The following is a 20,070-nucleotide window of genomic DNA, read 5'->3' on the forward strand; positions in this document are numbered from 1 at the left end:
TTCCTCCGGAGAACACGTACGCAGCCCCCTCAACCAGCAGACCAGTTGCGGGCCGATCGTGCGCGCCGAGGGCACCGGGCGCATCGGCGAATTCGCCCCTGGTCGAGCGGTGTTTCAGCTGGTCAGCGCCATGAATTTCACAGGTGATGCCTGCCGCTGACGGCTGTGGTTAGCTTGCTGTGTCGGGAAGGAACCACAATGGGTAACTCATCCGGCACGGAAGTTCACTTCACGCAAAAGGCGTCGTTCGCGCCGCTGCCCGACTTCGCGATCGGCCCGGACATTCCCTCGTCCGGTTACCTCACGACAGACCTGGGAGGCGGCCTTTACGGCATCACCAGCGGCCTTGTGAACACGATGTTCCTGGTGACCAAGCGGGGAGTTGTGGTGCTCGACGCGCCACGGGACCTCGGTGACCGGTTCCTGGCCGCCATCGGCGAGGTGACGACGCAGCCCGTGACGCACCTCGTGTACAGCCATGCGCACGCCGATCACACCGGTTCAGCAGACCTGTTCCCGGGCAACCCCACGGTGGTCGCGCATGAACTGACCGGGAACCTGCTCAAGATGGCGAACGATCCGCATCGCCCGCTGCCGACCGAAACGTTCAGCGGACGCCATCACACCCTGAACGTGGGCGGAGAGCGCCTGGAGCTGGAATACCCGGGCGACTTCCACCAGCCGGGGAATCTGTTCGTTCACGCGCCGGACCATCGGGTCCTTGCGGTGATCGACAGCTTCACCGTCAAGTCCGCTCCCTTTTTCCGGCTACTGTTCACCGCGCACGTGCCGACGTATGTCGCCGCGCTGAACTGGATACTCGACTATCCCTTCGACACGATCGTGACGGGCCACATGTCGCAGTTCGGTACGCCGGAGGATGTCGAGATCACGAAACAGTACGTCGCCGATCTGCATTCGTCCGGCCAAAAAGCACTGAAAATAGTCGACTACAACGATGCGGTGCGGCACGTTCCCGCGGAAAACCGGCAGGCGCGGCTCAAGGTGTATGTCGACACGGTCGTCGACACGGCTGCCGACATCATGCCGAAATCATGGGCGGATCGCCTGGGAGGATTCGACATCTTCCTGAAGGACAACGCGAACGCTGTCCTCTGGAGTCTGTTGAACGACTGATGTCTGCGGTCTCGCCCAGGCCCGAGGTCCCACCCTCCCACCCCCGGCCACCCCTCGGACCGAAGCCGCACATTCGATCTCACTTCGGACACCTTTGGGACAACCCCTTCCACAGTCCCCCCTCACGTCGCTTACAGTGCCAGGCGGCCGAGATTTCTGAACGCGTTCAGAAACGGTTCCAGGGGGTGTCGCCCGCGAGGGTGCCAACGGGGAGGGAGCGCGCGATGCGCAAGGGGGCAAAGGCCGCCGTCGTCGGTGGGGTGTTCGCCGTGATGGTGGGGGGCGCCGGGTACGGAGCGTACAACTTCGTGACCGCGCTGAGCGGGGACGGGGGTTCGGACGCGGCCGGGGCGCCCGTGGTGAAGACCGGGCCGCCGAGCCGGGACGAGGTCGAGGAGACGACGCGGAAGTTCTTCGCGGCCTGGGCGAAGGGGCAGGCCGCCGAGGCCGCGTCGTACACCAACTACGAGGCCGAGGCCGAGGGCCTGCTGGCCGCCTACCGCGACGAGGCGCACATAGGTGACGTGAAGATCACGCCGGGGACCGCGTCCGGCCGGACCGTGCCGTTCTCCGTCAAGGCCACGGTGTCGTACGACGGGAAGAGCAAGCCGCTCGCGTACGACGGTGAACTGACCGTGGTGCGGGGGAAGACGACGGGCAGGGCGCTCGTCGACTGGCAGCCGTCCGTCGTGCACCCTGAGCTGCGCGAGGGCGACACCCTGGTCACGGGTGAGGCCGCGGCCCCGCCGATCAGGGCCGTGGACCGCAACGGCGTCGAGCTCACCAAGGAGAAGTACCCCTCCCTCGGGCCGATCCTGGACGCCCTGCGGGACAAGTACGGCGACAAGGCGGGCGGCGAGCCCGGCATCGAGCTGGCGGTGCGGCACACCGGCGCGGGACAGGGAGAGGGAGAAGGAGAAGGCCAGGGAGAAGGCCAGGGTGACACCACGCTGGTGACGCTCGCCAAGGGCAGGGTCGGCGAGCTGCGGACCACGCTCAGCGCCACCGCGCAGGCGGCGGCCGAGAAAGCGGTCGAAAGGTTCTCCGAGTCGTCGGTGGTGGCCGTGAAGCCGAGCACGGGCGAGGTGCTGGCCGTCGCCAACCACCGTAAGGACGGCTTCAACGCGGCCTTCCTCGGCAAACTGGCGCCGGGGTCGACGATGAAGATCATCACCGCCGCCACGCTCATCGACAACGGGATCACGACGTCGACGGGCCCGGCCCCCTGCCCGCCCACCGCCACCTCGCAGAGCCAGACCTTCAAGAACCTGGAGGGCATGGCCCCGAACGAGAACGCCACCCTCTCCGAGAGCTTCGCTCGCTCCTGCAACACGGCGTTCGTGAAGTACGCGGACGAGGTGCAGGTCGACTCGCTGACGAAGGAGGCCGAGGAACGGTTCGGGCTCGGCCGGAACGACTGGAAGGTCGGCATCCCCTCCTTCGACGGCTCGGTCCCCGCCTCCGGCGGCCCGGACACGGCGGCCAACATGATCGGCCAGGGCCAGGTGCAGATGAGCCCGCTGAACATGGCCTCCGTCACAGCGACCGCCATGACGGGCAGCTTCCGCCAGCCGGTCATCGTCCCGCCGGGGCTCGACGACCGCCAACTGGCCACGGCCAAGGGCCTGTCGGCGAGTACGGTCCAGCAGCTGCGCCAGATGATGAACCGCACCGCGACCAGCGGCACCGCGGCCGCCGCCATGTCCGGGCTCGGCGGCAGCATCGGCGCCAAGACCGGCTCCGCCGAGGTCGACGGGCAGACGGTGTCCAACAGTTGGTTCACCGGCTACCGGGGTGACGTCGCGGCCGCGGCCATGACCCAGGAGGGCGGTCACGGCGGCGACGCGGCCGGTCCGATTGTCGCAAGCGTGCTACGAGCTGCAGGCTGACGTCACAACTGTCACACCGGGACTCTAGGGTGGTGTTGTCGTTCTCGTTTGAGGAGCGTGAGGACAGCGGGGGCCTGGGGACAGCGGAGGAACGTAGGGCTGTGGGCAAGAGAAGGCGCGTCAGCGAGGAAAACAGCAGCAATAAGCGCCCGCTCGTGGTGGGCGGGCTGATCGCCGCGGTCGTCGGCGGCGGCGCGTTCGGCGCGTACGCCCTGTTCGGTGGTGGCGCGGTGGCGGAGGACGGGTCCTCGGCTTCCGACGCCGATGCTGTGAAGACCGGCCCCCTGTCGGCGGCCGAGGTCCGCACCGCGGCCACGACGTTCCTCACCGCCTGGGGGGACGGCTCCGTCACGAAGGCGGCGGCCGCCACCGACGACGCGGCGGCCGCGAAGGCCGCGCTGACCGGCTTCGGCGAGGACGGACACATCACCGATGTGACGCTCACCCGCGGCAAGCGCTCCGGCGACGCGGTCGCCTTCTCCGTGAAGGGCACGGTGTCCTACAAGGGCACCGCCGGCAAGCCGCTGGCGTACGAGTCGTCCCTGACCGTCGTACGGAATGCCAAGGACGGCAAGCCGCTGGTCGGCTGGAAGCCGTCGGTGGTCCACCCGGACCTCGGTGAGGGCGACCGGCTGGTGACCGGTGAGGCGGGCACGCCCCCGGTGAAGGCGCTCGACCGGGACGGCGGCGAGCTGACGGCCGCCGAGTACCCGTCCCTGGGGACCGTGCTGGACGGGCTGCGCGAGAAGTACGGCAAGAAGGCGGGCGGCAAGGCGGGGATCGAACTGCGGGTGGTCCGCGCAAAGGCGTCGGAGTCCTCGGATTCCTCGGAGTCGAAGGACGCATCCAAGGCCTCCAAGAGCGAGGAAGCCGACCAGAAGGCCCCGGACAAGACCCTGCTTGAGCTGAGCAAGGGCACGCCCGGGACCCTGAAGACCACCCTCAGCCCGAGCCTCCAGAAGACCGCCGAGGAGCAGGTGTCGGCGAAGAAGCAGGCCTCGGTCGTGGTGATGCGCCCGTCGACCGGCGAGATCCTGGCCGCGGCGAACTCCAACCCGAACTTCAACGTGGCCTTCCAGGGCTCGCTCGCCCCCGGCTCCACGATGAAGATCGTGACGTCGGCCATGCTCATCGAGGAGGGCCTCGCCTCGTCGGACAAGCCCCACCCCTGTCCCAAGTACGAGACGTACGGCGGCTGGAAGTTCCAGAACGTCGACAAGTTCAAGATCGACGGTGGCACGTTCAAGTCGAGCTTCGCGGCCTCCTGCAACACGGCCTTCATCTCGCAGGCCAAGAAGCTGGACAACGACTCGCTGACGAAGGAGACCCAGCAGGTCTTCGGGCTCGGCCTGAACAACTGGTCCGTCGGGGTGCCGACGTTCGACGGTGCGGTGCCGGTGCAGAGTGACGCGCAGATGGCGGCGTCACTGATCGGGCAGGGCGGGGTGCGTATGAACCCGCTGAACATGGCGTCCGTGGTCGCCACCGCCAAGACGGGCGAATTCAAGCAGCCCTACCTGGTCGCTCCGTCGGTGGACGACCGCCCGCTCGCGACCGCGTCGCGCAAGATGCCGTCGAAGGTGCAGACCCAGCTCCGTGACCTCCTCCAGTACACGGCGGCCGCGGGTTCGGCGGCGGAGCCGATGGCCGGTCTGGGCCCCGACTTCGGTGCCAAGACCGGCTCCGCGGAGGTCGACGGGCAGAAGAAGCCCAACGGCTGGTTCACCGCGTGGAAGGGTGACCTCGCGTCGGCGGGTGTGGTCCAACAGGGCGGCCGCGGAGGTAAGTCGGCCGGTCCGATCGTGGCGGCGCTGCTGAAGGCGGGCAGTTGACCGGGAGCGGGACAACGCCCGGTAAGTCGCTCGCATGGCCCCTACACGCACCGCTACCGTGCCGTCCATGACCGCTTCCGAGGCCCCCTCCGTGTCCGCTTCAGCCGCATCAGCCGGGTCAGGTGCTCCGGGCGCTTCAGCTGATTCAGGTGCAGCCGATTCAGTTGCTTCGGGAGCTTCGGGTGCTCACCCCCGATTCGCCGAGGCGCTCACGGAGTTGGGACTCGACGGGCTCCACGACCGGATCCGCCGCTTCCCGGACGCGACCCGCACCGCCGCGGAGGCCGCCGCCGCGGTCGGATGCGAACTCAGCCAGATCTGCAAGTCGCTCGTGTTCGCGGCCGACGGGGTGCCCGTCCTGGTCCTCATGGACGGCGCCTCCCGCGTCGACGTGGAGCTCGTACGGCGCGAACTGGGCGCCGGCAAGGTGACGCGGGCCAAGGCGGACGTCGTACGGGAGACGACCGGGTACGCGATCGGCGGTGTGCCGCCCTTCGGGCACCGGACGAAGACCCGTGTGCTCGCCGACCGTTCACTGCTGGACCACGACACCGTGTGGGCGGCCGCGGGCACACCGCACACCGTCTTCCCCATGGCCCCGAAGGAGTTGATCACGCACGCCGGCGCCACGCTGGCCGACGTGCGAGAGCAGACAGCGTGACGCCGGCCGTGACCGCGGCCGTCCTGCTCGCCGCGGTCACCCACGCCAGCTGGAACGCCATCGCCCACCGCATCACCGACAAGCTGGTCGGCTTCACGCTGATCGCGGGCGGTGGCGCGCTCATCGGGTTCGCCGCGATGCCGTTCGTGCCGGTCCCGGCGGCCGGGGCGTGGCCGTACCTGATCGCTTCGGTGGTGATCCACCTCGTCTACTACGTGCTCCTGATGCAGTCGTTCCGGCTCGGCGACTTCGGTCAGGCGTATCCGATCGCTCGCGGGACCGCGCCGCTCGTGGTGACCCTGCTGGCGGCCGTGGTCGCGCACGAGGTGCCCGACGGCTGGGCGGCGGCCGGCATCGGGCTGAGCTGCGCCGGGCTGACGGGGGTGGCGCTGTGGGGGCTGCGCGGGCGCCGTCCGCACTGGGCTGCGATCGGCGCGGCCCTGGCCACGGGCCTGTCGATCGCGGCATACACGGTGGTGGACGGCCTGGGCGTACGGGCCTCGGGGTCGTCCCTGGGCTATATCGCCTGGCTGATGGCGCTGGAGGGCCTGGCGCTCCCGGTGTACGCGGTGGTGTGCCGCTGGCGTGGGGAGACCGTTCAGGTCCTCCGGCCGTTCGCCGTACTCGGGCTGCTCGGCGCCGCGCTGTCCGTGGCGGCGTACGGGCTGGTCCTGTGGGCCCAGACCCGGGCCGAGCTGGCGCCTGTCGCCGCGCTCCGCGAGTCCTCGATCATCGTCGGTTCGGCGATCGGCGCGGTGTTCTTCAAGGAGCGGTTCGGGGCGCCGCGGATCATAGCGGCGGGACTGGTGGTGGTCGGCATCGGGCTGATGCTGCGGGCGGGCTAGCGGTGCTTCGTCAGGCCCTGCCGGTGCACGTGGGCGAGGCGCGAAGTCGTGCATCGGCGGGCGCGGAGGCGCACCCTGGAAGCAGCGGTTCCGGAGGTGATCGTCATGACGCACACCGCAGTCGGATGGCATGTCGAGCTGGAATTCGAGGAGGACGATCAGCGCACCAAGGCGGCGGCTCTCGTGCGGCTGCCCGACGGGAACGAGGTACGGGCCCACGGGTACGCCAGCCGCTTCCGCAGCGACACCAATCAGCCACGGGTCGGCGAGGAGATCGCCGGGGCAAGGGCCCTGAACGAACTGGCGATGAAGCTGCTCACCAAGGCACACGACGAGATCGACGAGGCGTCCGGCAGGACGTCGCATCCGATCGCACTCTGAGCTCGGGCCGCGTGAGTCGCGGCGTCACCGCACCGTCCGATGTCGCCCCACGAGCCCCGAGGCTGGTACGGCGCCCCGGGGTCAGCCCGCGACGGCGCCCCGGGGGTCAGCCCGCGACAGCCTCCCGTACCGCCCGCACCAGTGCCTGGGCTCGCGGGTCGGCCGTCACCGTCTTGCGGAACCCGTTGGTGACATAGCCGAAGGCGACCCCGGTGGCGGGGTCGGCGAAGCCGAGGGGGCCGCCCCGCCCCGGGTGGCCGAAGGAGCCGGGGCCGAGCAGCGGTGACGCGCTGCCGTGCAGCATGTAGCCCAGGCCGAAGCGGGTGTTGACGACGAGGGTGCGGTCCGGACCCGCGGACTCCTCGGCGCGGGCCGACTCCACGGTCTCCTGGGCGAACAGCCGTACGCCGTCCACCTCGCCGATCAGGGACGAGTAGAAGCGGGCCAGTCCGTTCGCCGTGGCGATGCCGTTCGTGGCGGGGAGGGCCGCCGCGCGGTACGCGGGGTCGTTCTGGTCGGGGAACGGGGTGATCGCGGCGAAGGCCCGGCGGGTGAGGGAGGACGGGTCGTCGTAGGCCTCGGTGACCGAACGCTTCGGGCGGACACGGAGGCCACCGGAGGGTTCCGGTGCCTCGGTTCGGCCTGCGCGGCCCACCCGGGCCGCCTGCGATCCGGGCAGCCCCAGCCACAGGTCGAGGCCCAGCGGACCGGCGATCTCCGACGCGATCCACTCGCCGGTCCGTCCTCCCGTGACGCGTCGCACCAACTCGTCGACCAGCCAGCCGTACGTCAGCGGGTGGTAGCCGTGGGCGGTGCCCGGCTCCCACACGAGGGCCTGCGCGGCGACCGCCTCGGGACCCCGGCGCGGGTCCAGCGCCTCCTGCGGGGTCAGCGGGTGGTCGAGGACGGGGAGTCCGGCCCGGTGGTTCAGCACGTGCCGGACCAGCACCCGCTCCTTGCCGTGCGCCTTGAACTCCGGCCAGTACGCGCCGACCGGCGCGTCCAGGTCCAGCTTCCCGCGCTCGGCCAGCATCAGCGGTACGGCGGCGGCGATGCCCTTCGTGGCCGAGCGCACGATCTGGGCGGTGCCCTGCTCCCAGGGCGCGTCGCCGTCCACGTCCCTGGTGCCGCCCCACAGGTCCACGACCCTGCGGCCGTCCTGGTACACGGCGACGGCGGCGCCCTGCTCCCCCAGCTTCTCGAAGTTCGCTGCGAACGCGTCCCTCACCGGCTCGAAGCCCTCGGCCACTGTGCCGTTCACGTCCACGCCCGTGCTCCCTCTTCGCTCACCTTCGACGACGGGTGCAACACGCACGCGGAGGTTTCGATTCCTGTGCTCCGTGCTCCGCGCTCCGCGCTCCGCGCTCTGTGCCCTGTGCCCTGTGCCCTGTGCTCGTCACGCGCTCGTCCGCACGGAACGCGGATCGAAGCCGAAGGGGAGTTCCAGACGGTGGGCGCGCATCAGGTCGTCGTCGGCGAGGAGTTCGCCGGTCCTCCCGTCCGCCGCGATCACGCCCTCGCTGAGGATGAGCGAGCGCGGGCACAGTTCGAGGGCGTACGGCAGGTCGTGCGTGACCATGAGGACGGTGACGTCCAACGACCGCAGGATGTCGGCGAGTTCGCGCCGCGAAGCCGGGTCGAGGTTCGAGGACGGCTCGTCCAGGACGAGGATCTCCGGCTCCATCGCCAGCACCGTCGCGACGGCCACCCGGCGGCGCTGCCCGAAGGAGAGGTGGTGCGGCGGGCGGTCCTTGAACTCCGCCATGCCGACCCGCGTCAGCGCCCGGTCCACGCGCGCCTCCAGCTCGGCGCCCTTCAGCCCGGCCGCCGCGGGCCCGAAGGCCACGTCCTCCCGTACGGACGGCATGAACAGCTGGTCGTCCGGGTCCTGGAAGACGATGCCGACGCGCCGCCGGATCTCGGCCATGTGCTGCCTGCCGACCGGGAGCCCGGCGACCTTCACCGTGCCGGCGCCCGCGGTGTGGATGCCGTTGAGGTGCAGCACGAGCGTGGTCTTGCCCGCGCCGTTCGGCCCGAGCAGCGCGACCCGCTCACCGCGGGCGAGGCTGAAGTCCACTCCGAACAGGGCCTGGTGGCCGTCGGGGTAGGCGAAGGCGAGCCCGGACACTTCGAGGGAGGGCACGGGGGTCACGGAATCCATGGATGCTGTGGATGCTGAGGTCACAGGAACCATCCCAACAGACACACGACGAGGGCGGCACACGGGAGGGCGAGGGCGTACGACCACTGCGCCCGGGACGCGGTCACCTCGTCGATCACGGGCATGGAGCCCGCGTACCCCCGGCTGATCATGGCCAGGTGCACGCGCTCGCCGCGCTCGTAGGAGCGGATGAAGAGGGCGCCCGCGGACTTGGCGAGCACCCCCCAGTGTCGTACGCCGCGGGCCTCGAACCCGCGGGACTCCCGCGCGATCCGCATCCGCCGCATCTCGTCGGTGATCACGTCGCCGTACCGGATCATGAAGGACGCGATCTGGACGAGGAGCGGCGGGAGCCTGAGCCGTTGCAGCCCGAGGAGGAGTTCGCGCAGTTCGGTGGTGGCGGCGAGGAGGACGGAGGCGGCGACGCCCAGGGTGCCCTTGGCGAGGACGTTCCAGGCGCCCCACAGGCCGTTCACGCTCAGCGACATGCCCAGGACGTCGACGCGCTCGCCCTGTGCCACGAACGGCATGAGTACCGCGAAGGCCACGAACGGGATCTCGATCAGCAGCCTCTTCAGCAGGAAGGAGGCGGGCACGCGAGCCGCGTACGCGACCGTGCCGAGCAGCGCCGCGTACAGCGCGAACGCCCAGACCGCGGTACGCGGCGTGGACACCACGACCACCACGAACGCGAAGACGGCCGTCAGCTTGGTGTGCGGCGGCAGGGCGTGCACGGGCGAGTGCCCGTGACGGTAGAGCTTGTGTACGTGGCCCGCCCCCATGTCAGGCGTTCTCGGGGATGTCGGACGTGGACGCCGGGGACGTGTCGCCCGTACGGCGCCTGCGGACGGCCCAGAAGACGCCGGTGCCGGCGACGACGGTGAAGCCGACGCCGATCACGCCCGCGAGACCGCCGGAGAGGCGCGTGTCGGTGATGCCCTGCACGCCGTAGTCGGCCAGCGGGGAGTCGGCGGCCGCGTGGTCCTCCGTCTTGGCGTCGATGCCCTTGTCGGCGGCCACCTTCTCCAGGCCGTCGGGGTTGGCGGAGGCGTAGAAGCTGACGAATCCGGCGAGGAGGAGGGAGGTGGCGAGGCCCGCGAGCAGCAGCTTGCGAGGGGAGCGGGCGGCGACGGGGACGGGCTCAGCGGCCGGGGCGTCGACGAGTTCGCCGTTCACGCGCAGCTTCAGCGGGGCGGTCAGGCCGCGGGCGCCGTACACCAGGTCCGGCCGTACGGCGATGACGGCGCCGACCGTGAGCGCGGTGATCGTGGCCTCACCGATGCCGATGAGGACGTGGACGCCGACCATCGCGGTGAGGACCTGCCCGATCGGTACGTCCGTGGTGCCGCCGACGGCGTAGACAAGCGTGAAGGCGGCGGCGGCCGCGGGCACGGAGAGCAGTGCGGCGACGAAGGCCGAGACGGTGACCGAGCGCCGCTTCTTCGGCAGGACCTTCACCAGCCCGCGGAAGACGGCGTACCCGACGACGGTCGTCACGACCCCCATCACGGTGATGTTCACGCCCAGCGCGGTGAGGCCGCCGTCCGCGAACAGGATGCCCTGCATGAGCAGCACGACGGACACGCACAGGACCCCTGTGAAGGGGCCCACGAGTATCGCGGCGAGCGCCCCGCCCAGCAGATGCCCGCTGGTGCCCGCGGCGACCGGGAAGTTCAGCATCTGCACGGCGAAGATGAACGCGGCGACCAGCCCGGCGAGCGGTGCCGTCCGTTCGTCCAGTTCACGCCGGGCGCCGCGGAGGCTCACAGCCACGGCACCCGCCGCGACGACTCCGGCGGCCGCCGAGACGGGAGCGTTGATGAATCCGTCGGGCACATGCATGGGAGGGCTCGCTCTCCTGCTCGGGTGGGGCCGCGATCGGCTGTGTAGGGTTCGGCGGGCTGGCTGGAACCGTACGATGATAGAGCCTTGTTGCGAACCTTTCGCAAGAGCGCACAGCAGCCAATAAACGGTCGCGGACGCAGGCGCCCCCCGGCCCGGATCCGCAAAATATGCGACATTGGACAAATAGTGGAATCACGGTTGTTGATTCACAGCTGCGGAATCACAGCTTCGGAATCCCAACTTCCGCTTGGGTCGCTCAGCGCAAGGGAGCCGTCCGATGTCCGTTGTCGAGCAGTACGCGCGAGCCCACGTCGTCACGGACTCCGTGGGGTCCGAGGACACGGTGCGGGTGCTCCTCCGCTACGACTCCGAGGCCGATCCCCGCTCCGTCCACGTCAACCTCCCCGGCATCCACGAGGGACCGCAGGACTGGCAGGTCTCCCGTGACCTCATGGAACGCGGCCTGCGCACCCCCGCCAGCAGCGGCGCCGTGAGCATGTGGCCCTGCGGCCGCGTCCAGGCGGTCATGGAGTTCCATTCGTCCGAGGGCGTGGAGGTCATGCAGTTCGACGCGAAGACCCTGATCCGCTTCCTCCGCCGGACGTACATGACGGGGCGTGTCTGAACGGGGCGCGTCTGAACGGGGCCGCGCCCGCCCCCGCGCCGGGTGCGCTCAGCCGCCGAACCCCACGTCCTCCGTCCCGGCGACGGCGGCCGTGCGGCCGGGTGCCGACTGGAACCGCCAGTAGAGGTTCGTGTGGGCGATGACCTGCTCCGGCGGCGGGGAGCCCCACGCGCTCTTGTCCGATGCCGTGTGCGCGTCGGCGACCAGAGTCACGTCGTAGCCGCGGACGAAGGCGCCGTGGATCGTGGACCGGATGCAGGCGTCCGTCTCCGCGCCGGTCACGACCAGGCGCCCGACGCCGGCCCCGGCCAGGACCTCCTCCAGGTCGGTGTCCTCGAAGGAGTCGCCGAACGTCTTGTGCACCACCGGCTCCGGCTCCTGGCGGGCCAGCTCCGGGACGTACTCCCAGGCGTCGCTCCCCTTCGCCAGGTGCTCGTCGGAGTGCTGGACCCAGACGACCGGGACGCCCTCCGAGCGGGCCTTTTCGACGAGTTTGCCGATGTTGGCGACGACGGCGTCACGCTGGTGCGCCTCGTCCACCACGCCCTTCTGGACGTCGATCACCAGCAGGGCGGTGTTGGGTCGGTCCGGCAGTGTGGTCACGGTGCTGTCCCCTCTGTGCACGGGCATGTGCACGGGTCTGCGCACGGATCTGCGCACAGGCCTGCGTTCTGTGAACGGGCTTCCATCGGGGATCACGCTAGCCCCGGCCACTGACAACGGCCCGGCTGGTGCACAGCTGGTGCACAGAGAGAAGCCGGTGAGGGCACCCCCGTCCCCACGGAGCCCTCACCGGCTGGTCCTCACCGGCCCCCTCTTCACCGGGGCCGGGGTCGGGGCCGTCGCGTCAGACGCGCACGAGCTCCCGGTCCTCGTCCTTCGGACGGTCGTCGGACGTGTCGCGCAGGCCCTCGCCCTCGATGTCGACGTTCGGCAGCGCGCGGTCCAGCCACTTCGGCAGCCACCAGGCCTTCTTGCCGAGCAGCGCCAGCACCGCCGGGACGATGGTCATGCGGACGACGAAGGCGTCGAAGAAGACGGCGACGGCGAGGCCGAAGCCGATCATCTTGACCATCTGCTCGGTGGAGCCGATGAAGCCCGCGAAGACCGCCATCATGATCACCGCCGCGGCCGTGACGACCCGGGCGCCGTGCTTGAAGCCGGTCACCACCGCCTGCCCGGGGCGCTCGCCGTGGACGTACGCCTCGCGCATCCGGGTCACGAGGAACACCTCGTAGTCCATCGAGAGGCCGAACACCACACCGACCATGAAGATCGGCATCATCGACATGATCGGGCCGGTCTCCTCGACGCCCATGAGGCCGGACAGCCAGCCCCACTGGAAGACGGCCACCACCGCGCCGAGTGCGGCGAGCACGCTGAGGAGGAAGCCGAGGGCCGCCTTCAGCGGGACCAGGATCGAGCGGAAGACCACGATGAGGAGCAGGAACGCGAGGCCCACCACCAGCGCCAGGTATGGGAGCAGCGCGTCGTTCAGCTTCTGCGAGAAGTCGATGTTCATCGCCGTGGCGCCGGTGACCAGGACCTGTGCGTCCGTGTCGGCCTTGATGTCCGCGCCCGCGTCACGGATCTCGTGCACCAGGTCCTCGGTCTGCGTCGAGGACGGCTTGGAGTCCGGGATCACGGTGATCATCGCGGTGTCGCCGGACTTGTTGAACGTGGCGGGCGCGACGGACACGACGCCCTTCAGGCCCTTGATCTCGTCCGACACCGTGGTGGCGGCCGACTCCGGGTCGTCGCTGGACTTGGCGTCGACCACGACCATCAGCGGACCGTTGAAGCCGGGCCCGAAGCCCTCCGAGAGCAGGTCGTACGCCCGGCGCTGCGTCGTGGACGTCGGCTGCGAGCCGTCGTCGGGCAGGCCCAGCTCCAGCTGGGCCGCCGGGAGGGCCGCCGCGCCGAGACCGACCACGGCGAGCACGAGCACGGCGATCGGACGGCGGACGACGAACCTCGCCCAGCGGGTTCCCATGTTCGGCTTGGCCTCGGCGGCCTGGGTGGTCGCCGAGCGCTGCGGGATCACGGAGCCCTGAGCGTTCTCCGTGCCGATCGCTCCGGCCGCACCGGCCGCGTCCTTCGCGGTCGCCGGGCTCACCGCGTTCCTACCGGTCCCCGGGGTCTCCGAGGCCTCCGAGGTCCCCGCGTTCTTCGCGGCCTTCCCCCGGCCCAGCAGCCTGCTCTTCCCGCCCGCCGGCTGGACCCTGCGGCCCGCGTACCCGAGCAGCGCCGGGATCATGGTCAGCGCGATGAGGACGGCGATGGCGACCGTGCCCGCCGCCGCGATGCCCATCTTGGTCAGCATCGGGATGTTGACGACGGCGAGGCCGACGAGGGCGATCACGACCGTCAGACCCGCGAAGACCACCGCCGAGCCGGCGGTGCCGACGGCCCGCCCGGCCGCGTCCTCGCGCTCACGGCCCTCGGCCAGCTCGCCCCGGTACCGGGACACGATGAACAGCGCGTAGTCGATGCCGACGGCGAGGCCGATCATCGACGCGAGAATCGAGGTCGTACTGCCGAGGTCGAGCGCGTTGGCGAGAGCGGTGATGGTCGCGACGCCGATGCCCACACCGATGATCGCGGTCAGCAGCGGCAGTCCGGCCGCCACCAGCGACCCGAGGGTGACGACCAGGACGACCGCGGCGACGGCGATGCCGATGATCTCCGCGGCGCCGGTGGCCGGGACCGCCTGGAGCGCGTCACCGCCGATCTCCACGGTCAGCCCGGCATCCCGGGCGTCGTCCGCGCTCGTCTCCAGGGCGTCCTTGGAGGAGTCCTCCAGCTCCATGCCGGGGACCTTGTAGCTGACCTGCGCGTACGCGATCGTCCCGTCCTTGCTGAGGGACCTGGTCTTGTACGGGTCGGTCACGGAGGCGACCTCGGAGCCGGTGCCCAGCTCCCTGACGGCCTGCTCGACGGTCACTTTGTTGCCGGCGTCCGTCATCTTCTCGCCCGCGGGCGCCTTGAACACGACGCGCGCGGTCGCTCCGTCGGCGCTGGAGCCGGGGAACCGCTGTTCCAGCAGGTCGAAGGTCTTCTGGGCCTCGGTGCCGGGGATCGAGAACGAGGCGGAGCCCGCGGCGGGCGCGCTCGCCGCCCCGACGCCGGCGAGGGTCAGCAGGGCCACCCAGATCAGGGCGACGAAATGCCGTCGCCGGAAGGCGAGTCGGCCGAGTTTGTAGAGGAACGTGGCCACGGGGGCGTACTCCCGTTCAGGTCGTGGATGAGCATGCGGGCAGGGGAGATCAGCCGGTACGAGGGCAGGGGTGATCGACTCGCGGGGAGGCGGGGTCGGTGTGCCCGTGCGGGGACAGGGCTGATCAGCCCGACGACGTGAGCGGTCGCGTCAGGTGGTACTCAGCTGCCGGTGAGGCAGTGACTGCGGGGTTTTTTCAGTGAGTTCGGGTTCTCAGTGAGTTCGAGTTCTCAGTGAGTTCGCACGCCGAGGGCGGGGAGGATCACGGCGTCGATGTACGAAAGGGCGAACTCCTGCGTCGGCGGCAGCTCGTCGAGCAGCGTCCGGGTGACGAAGGCACCGAGCATCATGTGCACCACGTACTCGATCGCCGGGCTGTCCGCAGGGACTTCTCCCCGGTCGACGGCACGCTGGACCATCCGGCGGAACTCCGCCAACTCCGGATCGATGAGGAACTCCCGGAATGCCTGCAGCAGTTCGGGGTTCGTGTGCACCACCATGAACAGGCCCCGCATCAGCGCGGAGTTCTGTTCGATGACGCAGTCGTCCGCACGCCCGACGAGGGCGTGGAGATCGCCTCTCAGCGACCCGGTGTCGACGTCGGCGAAGCCGCCCGGCTTGCTGAACCGCATGGCCTTCGCCACCAGTTCGGCCTTGCCGCCCCACTGGCGGTAGAGGGTGGCCTTGCTGGAGCGGGTGCGGGCGGCCACGGCGTCCATGGTCAGGGCGTCGTAGCCGACTTCCCGGAGCAGGTCGAGCACGGCCGTGTACAGCTCGGCCTCGCGCTCGGGCGTGATCCGACTGCGGCGCACCGTCGCGGTCTCAGTCATCCCACTCTCCTCTTTCCCACTCCGTGTTCGGGCCGGCCCGGGGACAGCCTAGTGGGAGCACTGCCGCCCGACACCGTTCCGAACGAAACGGTTTCGTACACTCATGACGATACCCCGGGACTCAGCGAAACGAAACGGTTTCGTACGTGTCCTGGGTCACGCGGTGCCGCGCTCCCGCTCGTCCGCCGCTCCCCCCGCCCCCACCAAACCCGTACGAACGCCCGTCAGCCGCGGCTCGAACCTCCGAATGTCCCGCCGCCCGACCGTCGCGATGATCCCGGGCAGGTACCCCCGCACGCCCTGCATCCCGCGCAGCCACCACTGGCCGTAGACGTGCGCCGACCGCCGTTCGATGCCCGCCACGAGCCGGTCGACCGCAGGGCCCGGCGGATACGTCTTCCCGGCCGGCCACGGCAGCCGCTGCCGCAACTCCCGCATGACGTCGTCCTGATCGGCGCCCCGCACCATGTCCGTGTCGGTCCACGACAGGTACGCCACCCCGACACCCACACCTTTGTGTCCCACCTCGGCGCGCAGGCAGTGCGCGTAAGCCTCCACGCCCGACTTGGAGGCGCAGTACGCGCTCATCATGGGCGCCGGGGTGATCGCCGCGAGCGAGGCGACCTGGAGCAGATAGCCCCGGCTCGCCATCAGCTCGGGCAGGAAGGCGCGGGCCGTGACCGCCGAGCCCACGAGGTTCACCTCGATGACCCGGCGCCACGCCTCGGGGTCGGAGGCGGCGAAGGGACCAGCACTCGCGACCCCCGCGTTGGCGACCACGACGTCGATCCTGCCGAAGCGTTCCTTCACCTCCCGGGCCACCCGTGTCATGGCCTCCTGGTCGGTGACGTCGGCGTGCCAGTACGCGCTCTCGCCGTGCAGCCGCTCCGAGACCTGCTTCAGCGCGTCCGGTTCGAGGCCGACGAGGGCGACCTTGACGCCACGCGCCGAGAGCTTGCGGGCGAGGAGTTCACCGACGCCCCGCGCGGCGCCCGTGACGACCGCGACCCGCCCGGCCAGGCTCCCCCTGCCCTTCCCTCTGTCCCTCCCCCTGTCGCTCACGCACTCGCCTCCTCGCCGATGCCCATACCCATGCCGATACCGAGGCCGGTACCGGTACCGGCCCCAGCCCCGGCACTGGCTCCGGCCCCGCTCGCGCTGGTGACATACGCGGTGACGAGCTCCCTGATCCGCGAGCACACCAGCTCGGGCGCCTCCACCGGCGTCATGTGCCCGACGCCCGTCAGCTCGGTGAGGCCGACGCACTCGGGCAGCACGGCGGCCATCGCACGCGAGTGCACGGGCGGGGTCAGCCGGTCCGACGTACCGACGACGACGGCCGTGGGCACCCGCAACTCCCGTACGCCGTCGTCGAGGTCGAGCAGATCGAGCACGTGGGCCCAGGTGTAACGCACCCGGCTCGGGCAGGCGTGCGCGATACGGGCACACGCCTCGACCATCAACGGCGACGCACCGACGCCCATCGTCCCGTACTTGAGGACCGCCTTGGCGACCGGTGTGACCGGCCCGAGCGGAAACCGGAAGCCGAGGAGCTTCCGGGTGAGCCAGGTGCGCAGCCGTCCCGGGCGGATCGGGACGACGAGTGACTCGGCGACGAGGTTCGAACTGCCCGTGCTCAGCAGCAGGGCCGCCGAGACGTGCTCCCGGAACGCCGGCCGCGCGGAGGCGGCCATCACGGTCATCCCGCCCATGGAGTGGCCCGCGACCACGGCCTGTTCACCGGGTGCGAGCGTGACCGTCAGCACCGCCTCCAGGTCGTCGGCGAGCGTGTCCGTGCTGCAGGTGGTGGCGGCCGGGGTACGCCCGTGACCGCGCTGGTCGTAGGCGATCACCCGGTGGTCGGCGGCCAGGTCCCGGATCTGCGCCGCCCAGAAGGCGGTCGAGCAGGTCCAGCCGTGGGCGAGCACCACGGCGGGTGCGTCCTCGGGGCCGTGCACCTCCACGTGCAGCCGGGCGCCGTCGGCGGAGACCGCGGTCACCTCCTGTACGGGGACGGGAGGTGCGTACGGGCCGCTCTTCACACTCGTCAGTCGGGTCACGCTCCTGCCTCCGTCTTCCTCGTCGTACGGGACTTGTCCGTGGCCGGCCGGGGTACGGCAGCCGATGGGTCCGGCGCGCGCAGTACCTCGTACTCGCCCAGGTGCACGCGGCGCGTGGCGCCCCGGAACTCCGTCGTCGTGCCCGGCCAGATGGTCGTGTTGCGGCCGCTCGCGTCGAGGTACCAGCTGGTGCAGCCGCCCGTGCTCCACACGGTGCGCTTCATGCGTTCCTGGACCCTGAGGTTCCAGGCGGTGACGGCGGACGGGCGGGCGTCGAGGGCGACACGGCCGCCGAGCGCCCCCAACTGCCGCAGGAAGTCGACCATGTAGTTCAGCTGGGACTCGATCACCAGGATCATGCTGGAGTTCCCGAGTCCCGTGTTGGGACCGATGACCGTCAACCAGTTGGGGAAGCCTGCGGCCGAGGCTCCGCGCAGGGACCGCATGCCGCCCTCCGCCCAGGCTTCGGCGAGCGTGCGCCCGTCTCCGCCCACGACCCGTTCGGCGATGGGCATGTCGGTGACGTGGAAGCCGGTGCCGAACACGATGGCGTCGACCTCGGCGCGGGTGCCGTCGGCGGCGATGACGGTGGAGCCGTCGATCTCGGCGAGTGAGGAGGCCACGACGTCGACGTTGGGCCGCGTCAGCGCCGGGTAGTAGGTGTTCGACAGCAGGATGCGCTTGCAGCCGATGCGGTAGTCGGGCGTGAGTTTCGCGCGCAGGGCCGGGTCCTTGACGGCGCGGGCCATGTTCCGCTCGGCCATGCGCTCGACCAGGCCCAGCTCACCCGGGCGCTTGGTGAACGCCTGGACCTGCAACTCCCGTACCCCCCACAGGAATCCGCGCCTGAGCCGCGTGGTGAAGGGCAGTTGCCTGTGCAGCCGGCGCTCGATGCCGCTGATGGCACGGTCGACGCGGGGCATCACCCAGGGCGGCGTGCGCTGGAAGAGGGTGAGGCGGCCGACCCGCGGCTGGATCTCCGGCACGATCTGGATGGCGGACGCGCCCGTGCCGACCATCGCGACCCGCTTGCCGCGCAGGTCGTAGTCGTGGTCCCAGCGGGCCGAGTGGAAGACCTTGCCGGGAAAGGAGTCGATCCCGGGTACGTCCGGAATCCTGGGGTCGGAGAGGGGGCCGGTGGCGGAGACGACGACATCGGCGCACAGCCGGCCACCGCTGGTTTCGATGTCCCACCAGAGCCGCTCTCTGTCCCATGTCATTCGCTTCACCTCCGAGTTGAAGCGGATGTGCGGGCGAAGCCGGAAGACGTCCGCGACGTGTTCGAGGTAGGCGCGGATGTGCTCCTGCCCGGAGAAGGTGCGCGGCCAGTCGGGGTTGGGCGCGAAGGAGAACGAGTAGAGGTGGGACGGCACGTCACAGGCGCAGCCCGGGTAGCTGTTGTCGCGCCAGGTGCCGCCTACGGAGTCGGCCCGTTCCAGGACGACGAAGTCGGTGACACCGGCACGCCGCAACCGCACGGCGGCGCCCAGCCCGCCGAACCCGGTGCCGACGACGGCCACCCGCACATGCTCGCGCCCGTGCTCAAGCCCACGCCCGCGCCCATCACGGCCGTTAAGCCCATCACGGCCGTTACGTCCATTAAGCCCGTTACGTCCATTAAGACTGTCAAGCCCGCCAGGCGCGTTATGCCCGTCGCCCTCGCGATCCCCCTGCTGCCCCCGCCCCCGTTCCTGCCCCTGCTCGGCCATCCCGACGCCTCCTTGCCTCGCACCGGCCTCGCTACCGCGCCAGTGAACACTGGCGCAATGGGGAGGGTAAGGCAGGACCGTACTGCTGGGTAGGGACGGAACCAACGAAGTTACTTACAGCACAACATAGGCTTCTGGCGTGGCTGACCGATCGGGAGAACACGGCGGACGACGCGAGTACCGCATGGAGGAACTGGCCGAGGTGGCCGGCATCACAGTGCGCACCGTGCGCTTCTACCGGGAGCGCAAGCTGATCCCGCCGCCCCGCCGCGAGGGCCGTATCGCCTGGTACGACGACACACACCTGGCCCGACTGCACACGATCGCGGCCCTCCTGGAGCGCGGCCACACCCTCAGCGGCATAGCCGAACTCGCCGAGGCCTTCGACCACGGCCGCGACGTGGCCGAACTGCTGGGCCTGGGCGCCCCCTCCGAGGAGGTGCCGGTCCGGCTCTCCCCCGAGGAACTCGCCGACCGCTTCGGCGGCCAGGCGACCCCCGAGAACCTCGCCGTCGCCCTGGACCTCGGCTATCTCGGCACCGACGGCGGTGAGATCGTCCACATCAGCCGCCGCCTCCTGGACACTTCGGCGGCCCTGGTCCGCGAGGGCATCCCACTGGCCGACGTGCTGGCGGCCGCCAAACAGGTCCGGTCCCACGCCGACGCGCTGGCCGAACTCTTCACCGAACTCGTCCTCGCCCAGCCCGGCCGAACGACCGAGGACCTCCAGAGGCTGCGGCCACTGGCCAAGAGCGTGGTGGAGGCGGAGGTGTCGATGGCGCTGGACCGGTGGCTGCAGAGGCAGCGGTAACGCCCCGCACCGTTCTCCTCAGAGCTCAGAGCTGAGGGCTGAGGGCTCAGGACTGAGGGCTGAGGGC

General features: G+C 70.4%; 18 protein-coding genes. 8 read left to right on the forward strand and 10 right to left on the reverse strand.

Features of this window, described 5'->3' with window-relative positions:
• The first annotated feature begins 198 nt into the window (after window positions 1-198).
• The 6 genes from E0500_RS04815 to E0500_RS04840 all read left to right on the forward strand — a co-directional run bounded on the left by E0500_RS04815 (window position 199) and on the right by E0500_RS04840 (window position 6,745).
• Window positions 199-1,137, forward strand: coding sequence for an MBL fold metallo-hydrolase (locus E0500_RS04815; protein ID WP_131571116.1), 939 nt, complete (start codon window positions 199-201; stop codon window positions 1,135-1,137).
• Between the two features lie 224 nt (window positions 1,138-1,361).
• Complete coding sequence (locus E0500_RS04820; RefSeq protein WP_131568588.1) at window positions 1,362-3,026, forward strand: penicillin-binding transpeptidase domain-containing protein; 1,665 nt, start codon at window positions 1,362-1,364, stop codon at window positions 3,024-3,026.
• A 101-nt stretch (window positions 3,027-3,127) separates the two neighbouring features.
• Entirely contained in the window at window positions 3,128-4,858 is a 1,731-nt protein-coding gene (locus tag E0500_RS04825; protein WP_131568590.1) for a penicillin-binding transpeptidase domain-containing protein, read from the forward strand.
• Between the two features lie 34 nt (window positions 4,859-4,892).
• Complete coding sequence (locus E0500_RS04830; RefSeq protein ID WP_181586875.1) at window positions 4,893-5,519, forward strand: YbaK/EbsC family protein; 627 nt, start codon at window positions 4,893-4,895, stop codon at window positions 5,517-5,519.
• Complete coding sequence (locus E0500_RS04835) at window positions 5,516-6,364, forward strand: DMT family transporter (RefSeq protein ID WP_131568594.1); 849 nt, start codon at window positions 5,516-5,518, stop codon at window positions 6,362-6,364. The genes E0500_RS04830 and E0500_RS04835 overlap by 4 nt, the downstream gene beginning before the upstream one ends.
• Window positions 6,365-6,469: 105 nt before the next feature.
• Window positions 6,470-6,745 carry a DUF1876 domain-containing protein gene (locus E0500_RS04840; protein WP_131568596.1) on the forward strand — a complete coding sequence of 92 codons (276 nt, stop codon included), beginning with the start codon at window positions 6,470-6,472 and terminating at the stop codon, window positions 6,743-6,745.
• 106 nt (window positions 6,746-6,851) lie between these two features.
• Here E0500_RS04840 and E0500_RS04845 read toward each other — a convergent pair whose 3' ends face one another.
• The 4 genes from E0500_RS04845 to E0500_RS04860 form a co-directional block, all read right to left on the reverse strand.
• Complete coding sequence (locus E0500_RS04845) at window positions 6,852-8,012, reverse strand: serine hydrolase domain-containing protein (protein ID WP_165935146.1); 1,161 nt, start codon at window positions 8,010-8,012, stop codon at window positions 6,852-6,854.
• 129 nt (window positions 8,013-8,141) lie between these two features.
• The gene (locus tag E0500_RS04850; protein ID WP_131568600.1) at window positions 8,142-8,906 is read right to left on the reverse strand and encodes an energy-coupling factor ABC transporter ATP-binding protein; all 765 of its coding nucleotides are present in this window, start codon (window positions 8,904-8,906) and stop codon (window positions 8,142-8,144) included.
• Between the two features lie 20 nt (window positions 8,907-8,926).
• Window positions 8,927-9,688, reverse strand: a complete 762-nt coding sequence (gene cbiQ, locus E0500_RS04855; protein WP_131568601.1) for a cobalt ECF transporter T component CbiQ — start codon at window positions 9,686-9,688, stop codon at window positions 8,927-8,929.
• Window position 9,689: 1 nt separating this feature from the next.
• Window positions 9,690-10,748, reverse strand: coding sequence for an energy-coupling factor ABC transporter permease (locus E0500_RS04860; RefSeq protein WP_131568603.1), 1,059 nt, complete (start codon window positions 10,746-10,748; stop codon window positions 9,690-9,692).
• Between the two features lie 280 nt (window positions 10,749-11,028).
• Here E0500_RS04860 and E0500_RS04865 point away from each other — a divergent pair, with 280 nt between their 5' ends.
• Complete coding sequence (locus E0500_RS04865; protein WP_131568605.1) at window positions 11,029-11,376, forward strand: SsgA family sporulation/cell division regulator; 348 nt, start codon at window positions 11,029-11,031, stop codon at window positions 11,374-11,376.
• Window positions 11,377-11,424: 48 nt separating this feature from the next.
• On the opposite strand, the gene E0500_RS04870 is transcribed toward E0500_RS04865, so the two are convergent.
• From E0500_RS04870 to E0500_RS04895, 6 genes are all read right to left on the reverse strand, one after another.
• A complete protein-coding gene (locus E0500_RS04870; RefSeq protein WP_131568607.1) occupies window positions 11,425-11,979 on the reverse strand; it encodes a cysteine hydrolase family protein in 555 nt (184 codons plus the stop codon).
• Window positions 11,980-12,223: 244 nt separating this feature from the next.
• Window positions 12,224-14,593: an MMPL family transporter gene (locus E0500_RS04875; RefSeq protein ID WP_131568609.1), complete on the reverse strand. Its 2,370-nt coding sequence runs from the start codon at window positions 14,591-14,593 to the stop codon at window positions 12,224-12,226.
• Window positions 14,594-14,823: 230 nt separating this feature from the next.
• Complete coding sequence (locus E0500_RS04880) at window positions 14,824-15,423, reverse strand: TetR/AcrR family transcriptional regulator (protein ID WP_131568611.1); 600 nt, start codon at window positions 15,421-15,423, stop codon at window positions 14,824-14,826.
• A 156-nt stretch (window positions 15,424-15,579) separates the two neighbouring features.
• On the reverse strand, window positions 15,580-16,485 hold the full coding sequence (locus E0500_RS04885) for an SDR family oxidoreductase (RefSeq protein ID WP_131568613.1): 906 nt from the start codon (window positions 16,483-16,485) through the stop codon (window positions 15,580-15,582).
• Complete coding sequence (locus tag E0500_RS04890; RefSeq protein WP_131568615.1) at window positions 16,482-17,483, reverse strand: alpha/beta fold hydrolase; 1,002 nt, start codon at window positions 17,481-17,483, stop codon at window positions 16,482-16,484. The genes E0500_RS04885 and E0500_RS04890 overlap by 4 nt, the downstream gene beginning before the upstream one ends.
• Window positions 17,480-19,003, reverse strand: coding sequence for an NAD(P)/FAD-dependent oxidoreductase (locus E0500_RS04895; RefSeq protein ID WP_309504956.1), 1,524 nt, complete (start codon window positions 19,001-19,003; stop codon window positions 17,480-17,482). The genes E0500_RS04890 and E0500_RS04895 overlap by 4 nt, the downstream gene beginning before the upstream one ends.
• 373 nt (window positions 19,004-19,376) lie before the next feature.
• Here E0500_RS04895 and E0500_RS04900 point away from each other — a divergent pair, with 373 nt between their 5' ends.
• Complete coding sequence (locus E0500_RS04900) at window positions 19,377-20,003, forward strand: MerR family transcriptional regulator (protein ID WP_131565443.1); 627 nt, start codon at window positions 19,377-19,379, stop codon at window positions 20,001-20,003.
• Window positions 20,004-20,070 lie beyond the last annotated feature (67 nt).

Origin of the sequence: Streptomyces sp. KM273126, from assembly GCF_004337435.2 — a bacterium.
In the GTDB taxonomy this organism is placed as follows: domain Bacteria; phylum Actinomycetota; class Actinomycetes; order Streptomycetales; family Streptomycetaceae; genus Streptomyces; species Streptomyces acidicola.

What these genes read in the sequence shown, in the direction of transcription:
- E0500_RS04815 (WP_131571116.1), top strand. Translation starts at nt 199, where the DNA reads ATGGGTAACTCATCCGGCACGGAAGTTCACTTCACGCAAAAGGCGTCG.
- E0500_RS04820 (WP_131568588.1), top strand. Translation starts at nt 1,362, where the DNA reads ATGCGCAAGGGGGCAAAGGCCGCCGTCGTCGGTGGGGTGTTCGCCGTG.
- E0500_RS04830 (WP_181586875.1), top strand. Translation starts at nt 4,893, where the DNA reads ATGGCCCCTACACGCACCGCTACCGTGCCGTCCATGACCGCTTCCGAG.
- E0500_RS04840 (WP_131568596.1), top strand. Translation starts at nt 6,470, where the DNA reads ATGACGCACACCGCAGTCGGATGGCATGTCGAGCTGGAATTCGAGGAG.
- E0500_RS04850 (WP_131568600.1), bottom strand. Translation starts at nt 8,906, where the DNA reads ATGGATTCCGTGACCCCCGTGCCCTCCCTCGAAGTGTCCGGGCTCGCC.
- cbiQ (WP_131568601.1), bottom strand. Translation starts at nt 9,688, where the DNA reads ATGGGGGCGGGCCACGTACACAAGCTCTACCGTCACGGGCACTCGCCC.
- E0500_RS04860 (WP_131568603.1), bottom strand. Translation starts at nt 10,748, where the DNA reads ATGCATGTGCCCGACGGATTCATCAACGCTCCCGTCTCGGCGGCCGCC.
- E0500_RS04865 (WP_131568605.1), top strand. Translation starts at nt 11,029, where the DNA reads ATGTCCGTTGTCGAGCAGTACGCGCGAGCCCACGTCGTCACGGACTCC.
- E0500_RS04880 (WP_131568611.1), bottom strand. Translation starts at nt 15,423, where the DNA reads ATGACTGAGACCGCGACGGTGCGCCGCAGTCGGATCACGCCCGAGCGC.
- E0500_RS04900 (WP_131565443.1), top strand. Translation starts at nt 19,377, where the DNA reads ATGGAGGAACTGGCCGAGGTGGCCGGCATCACAGTGCGCACCGTGCGC.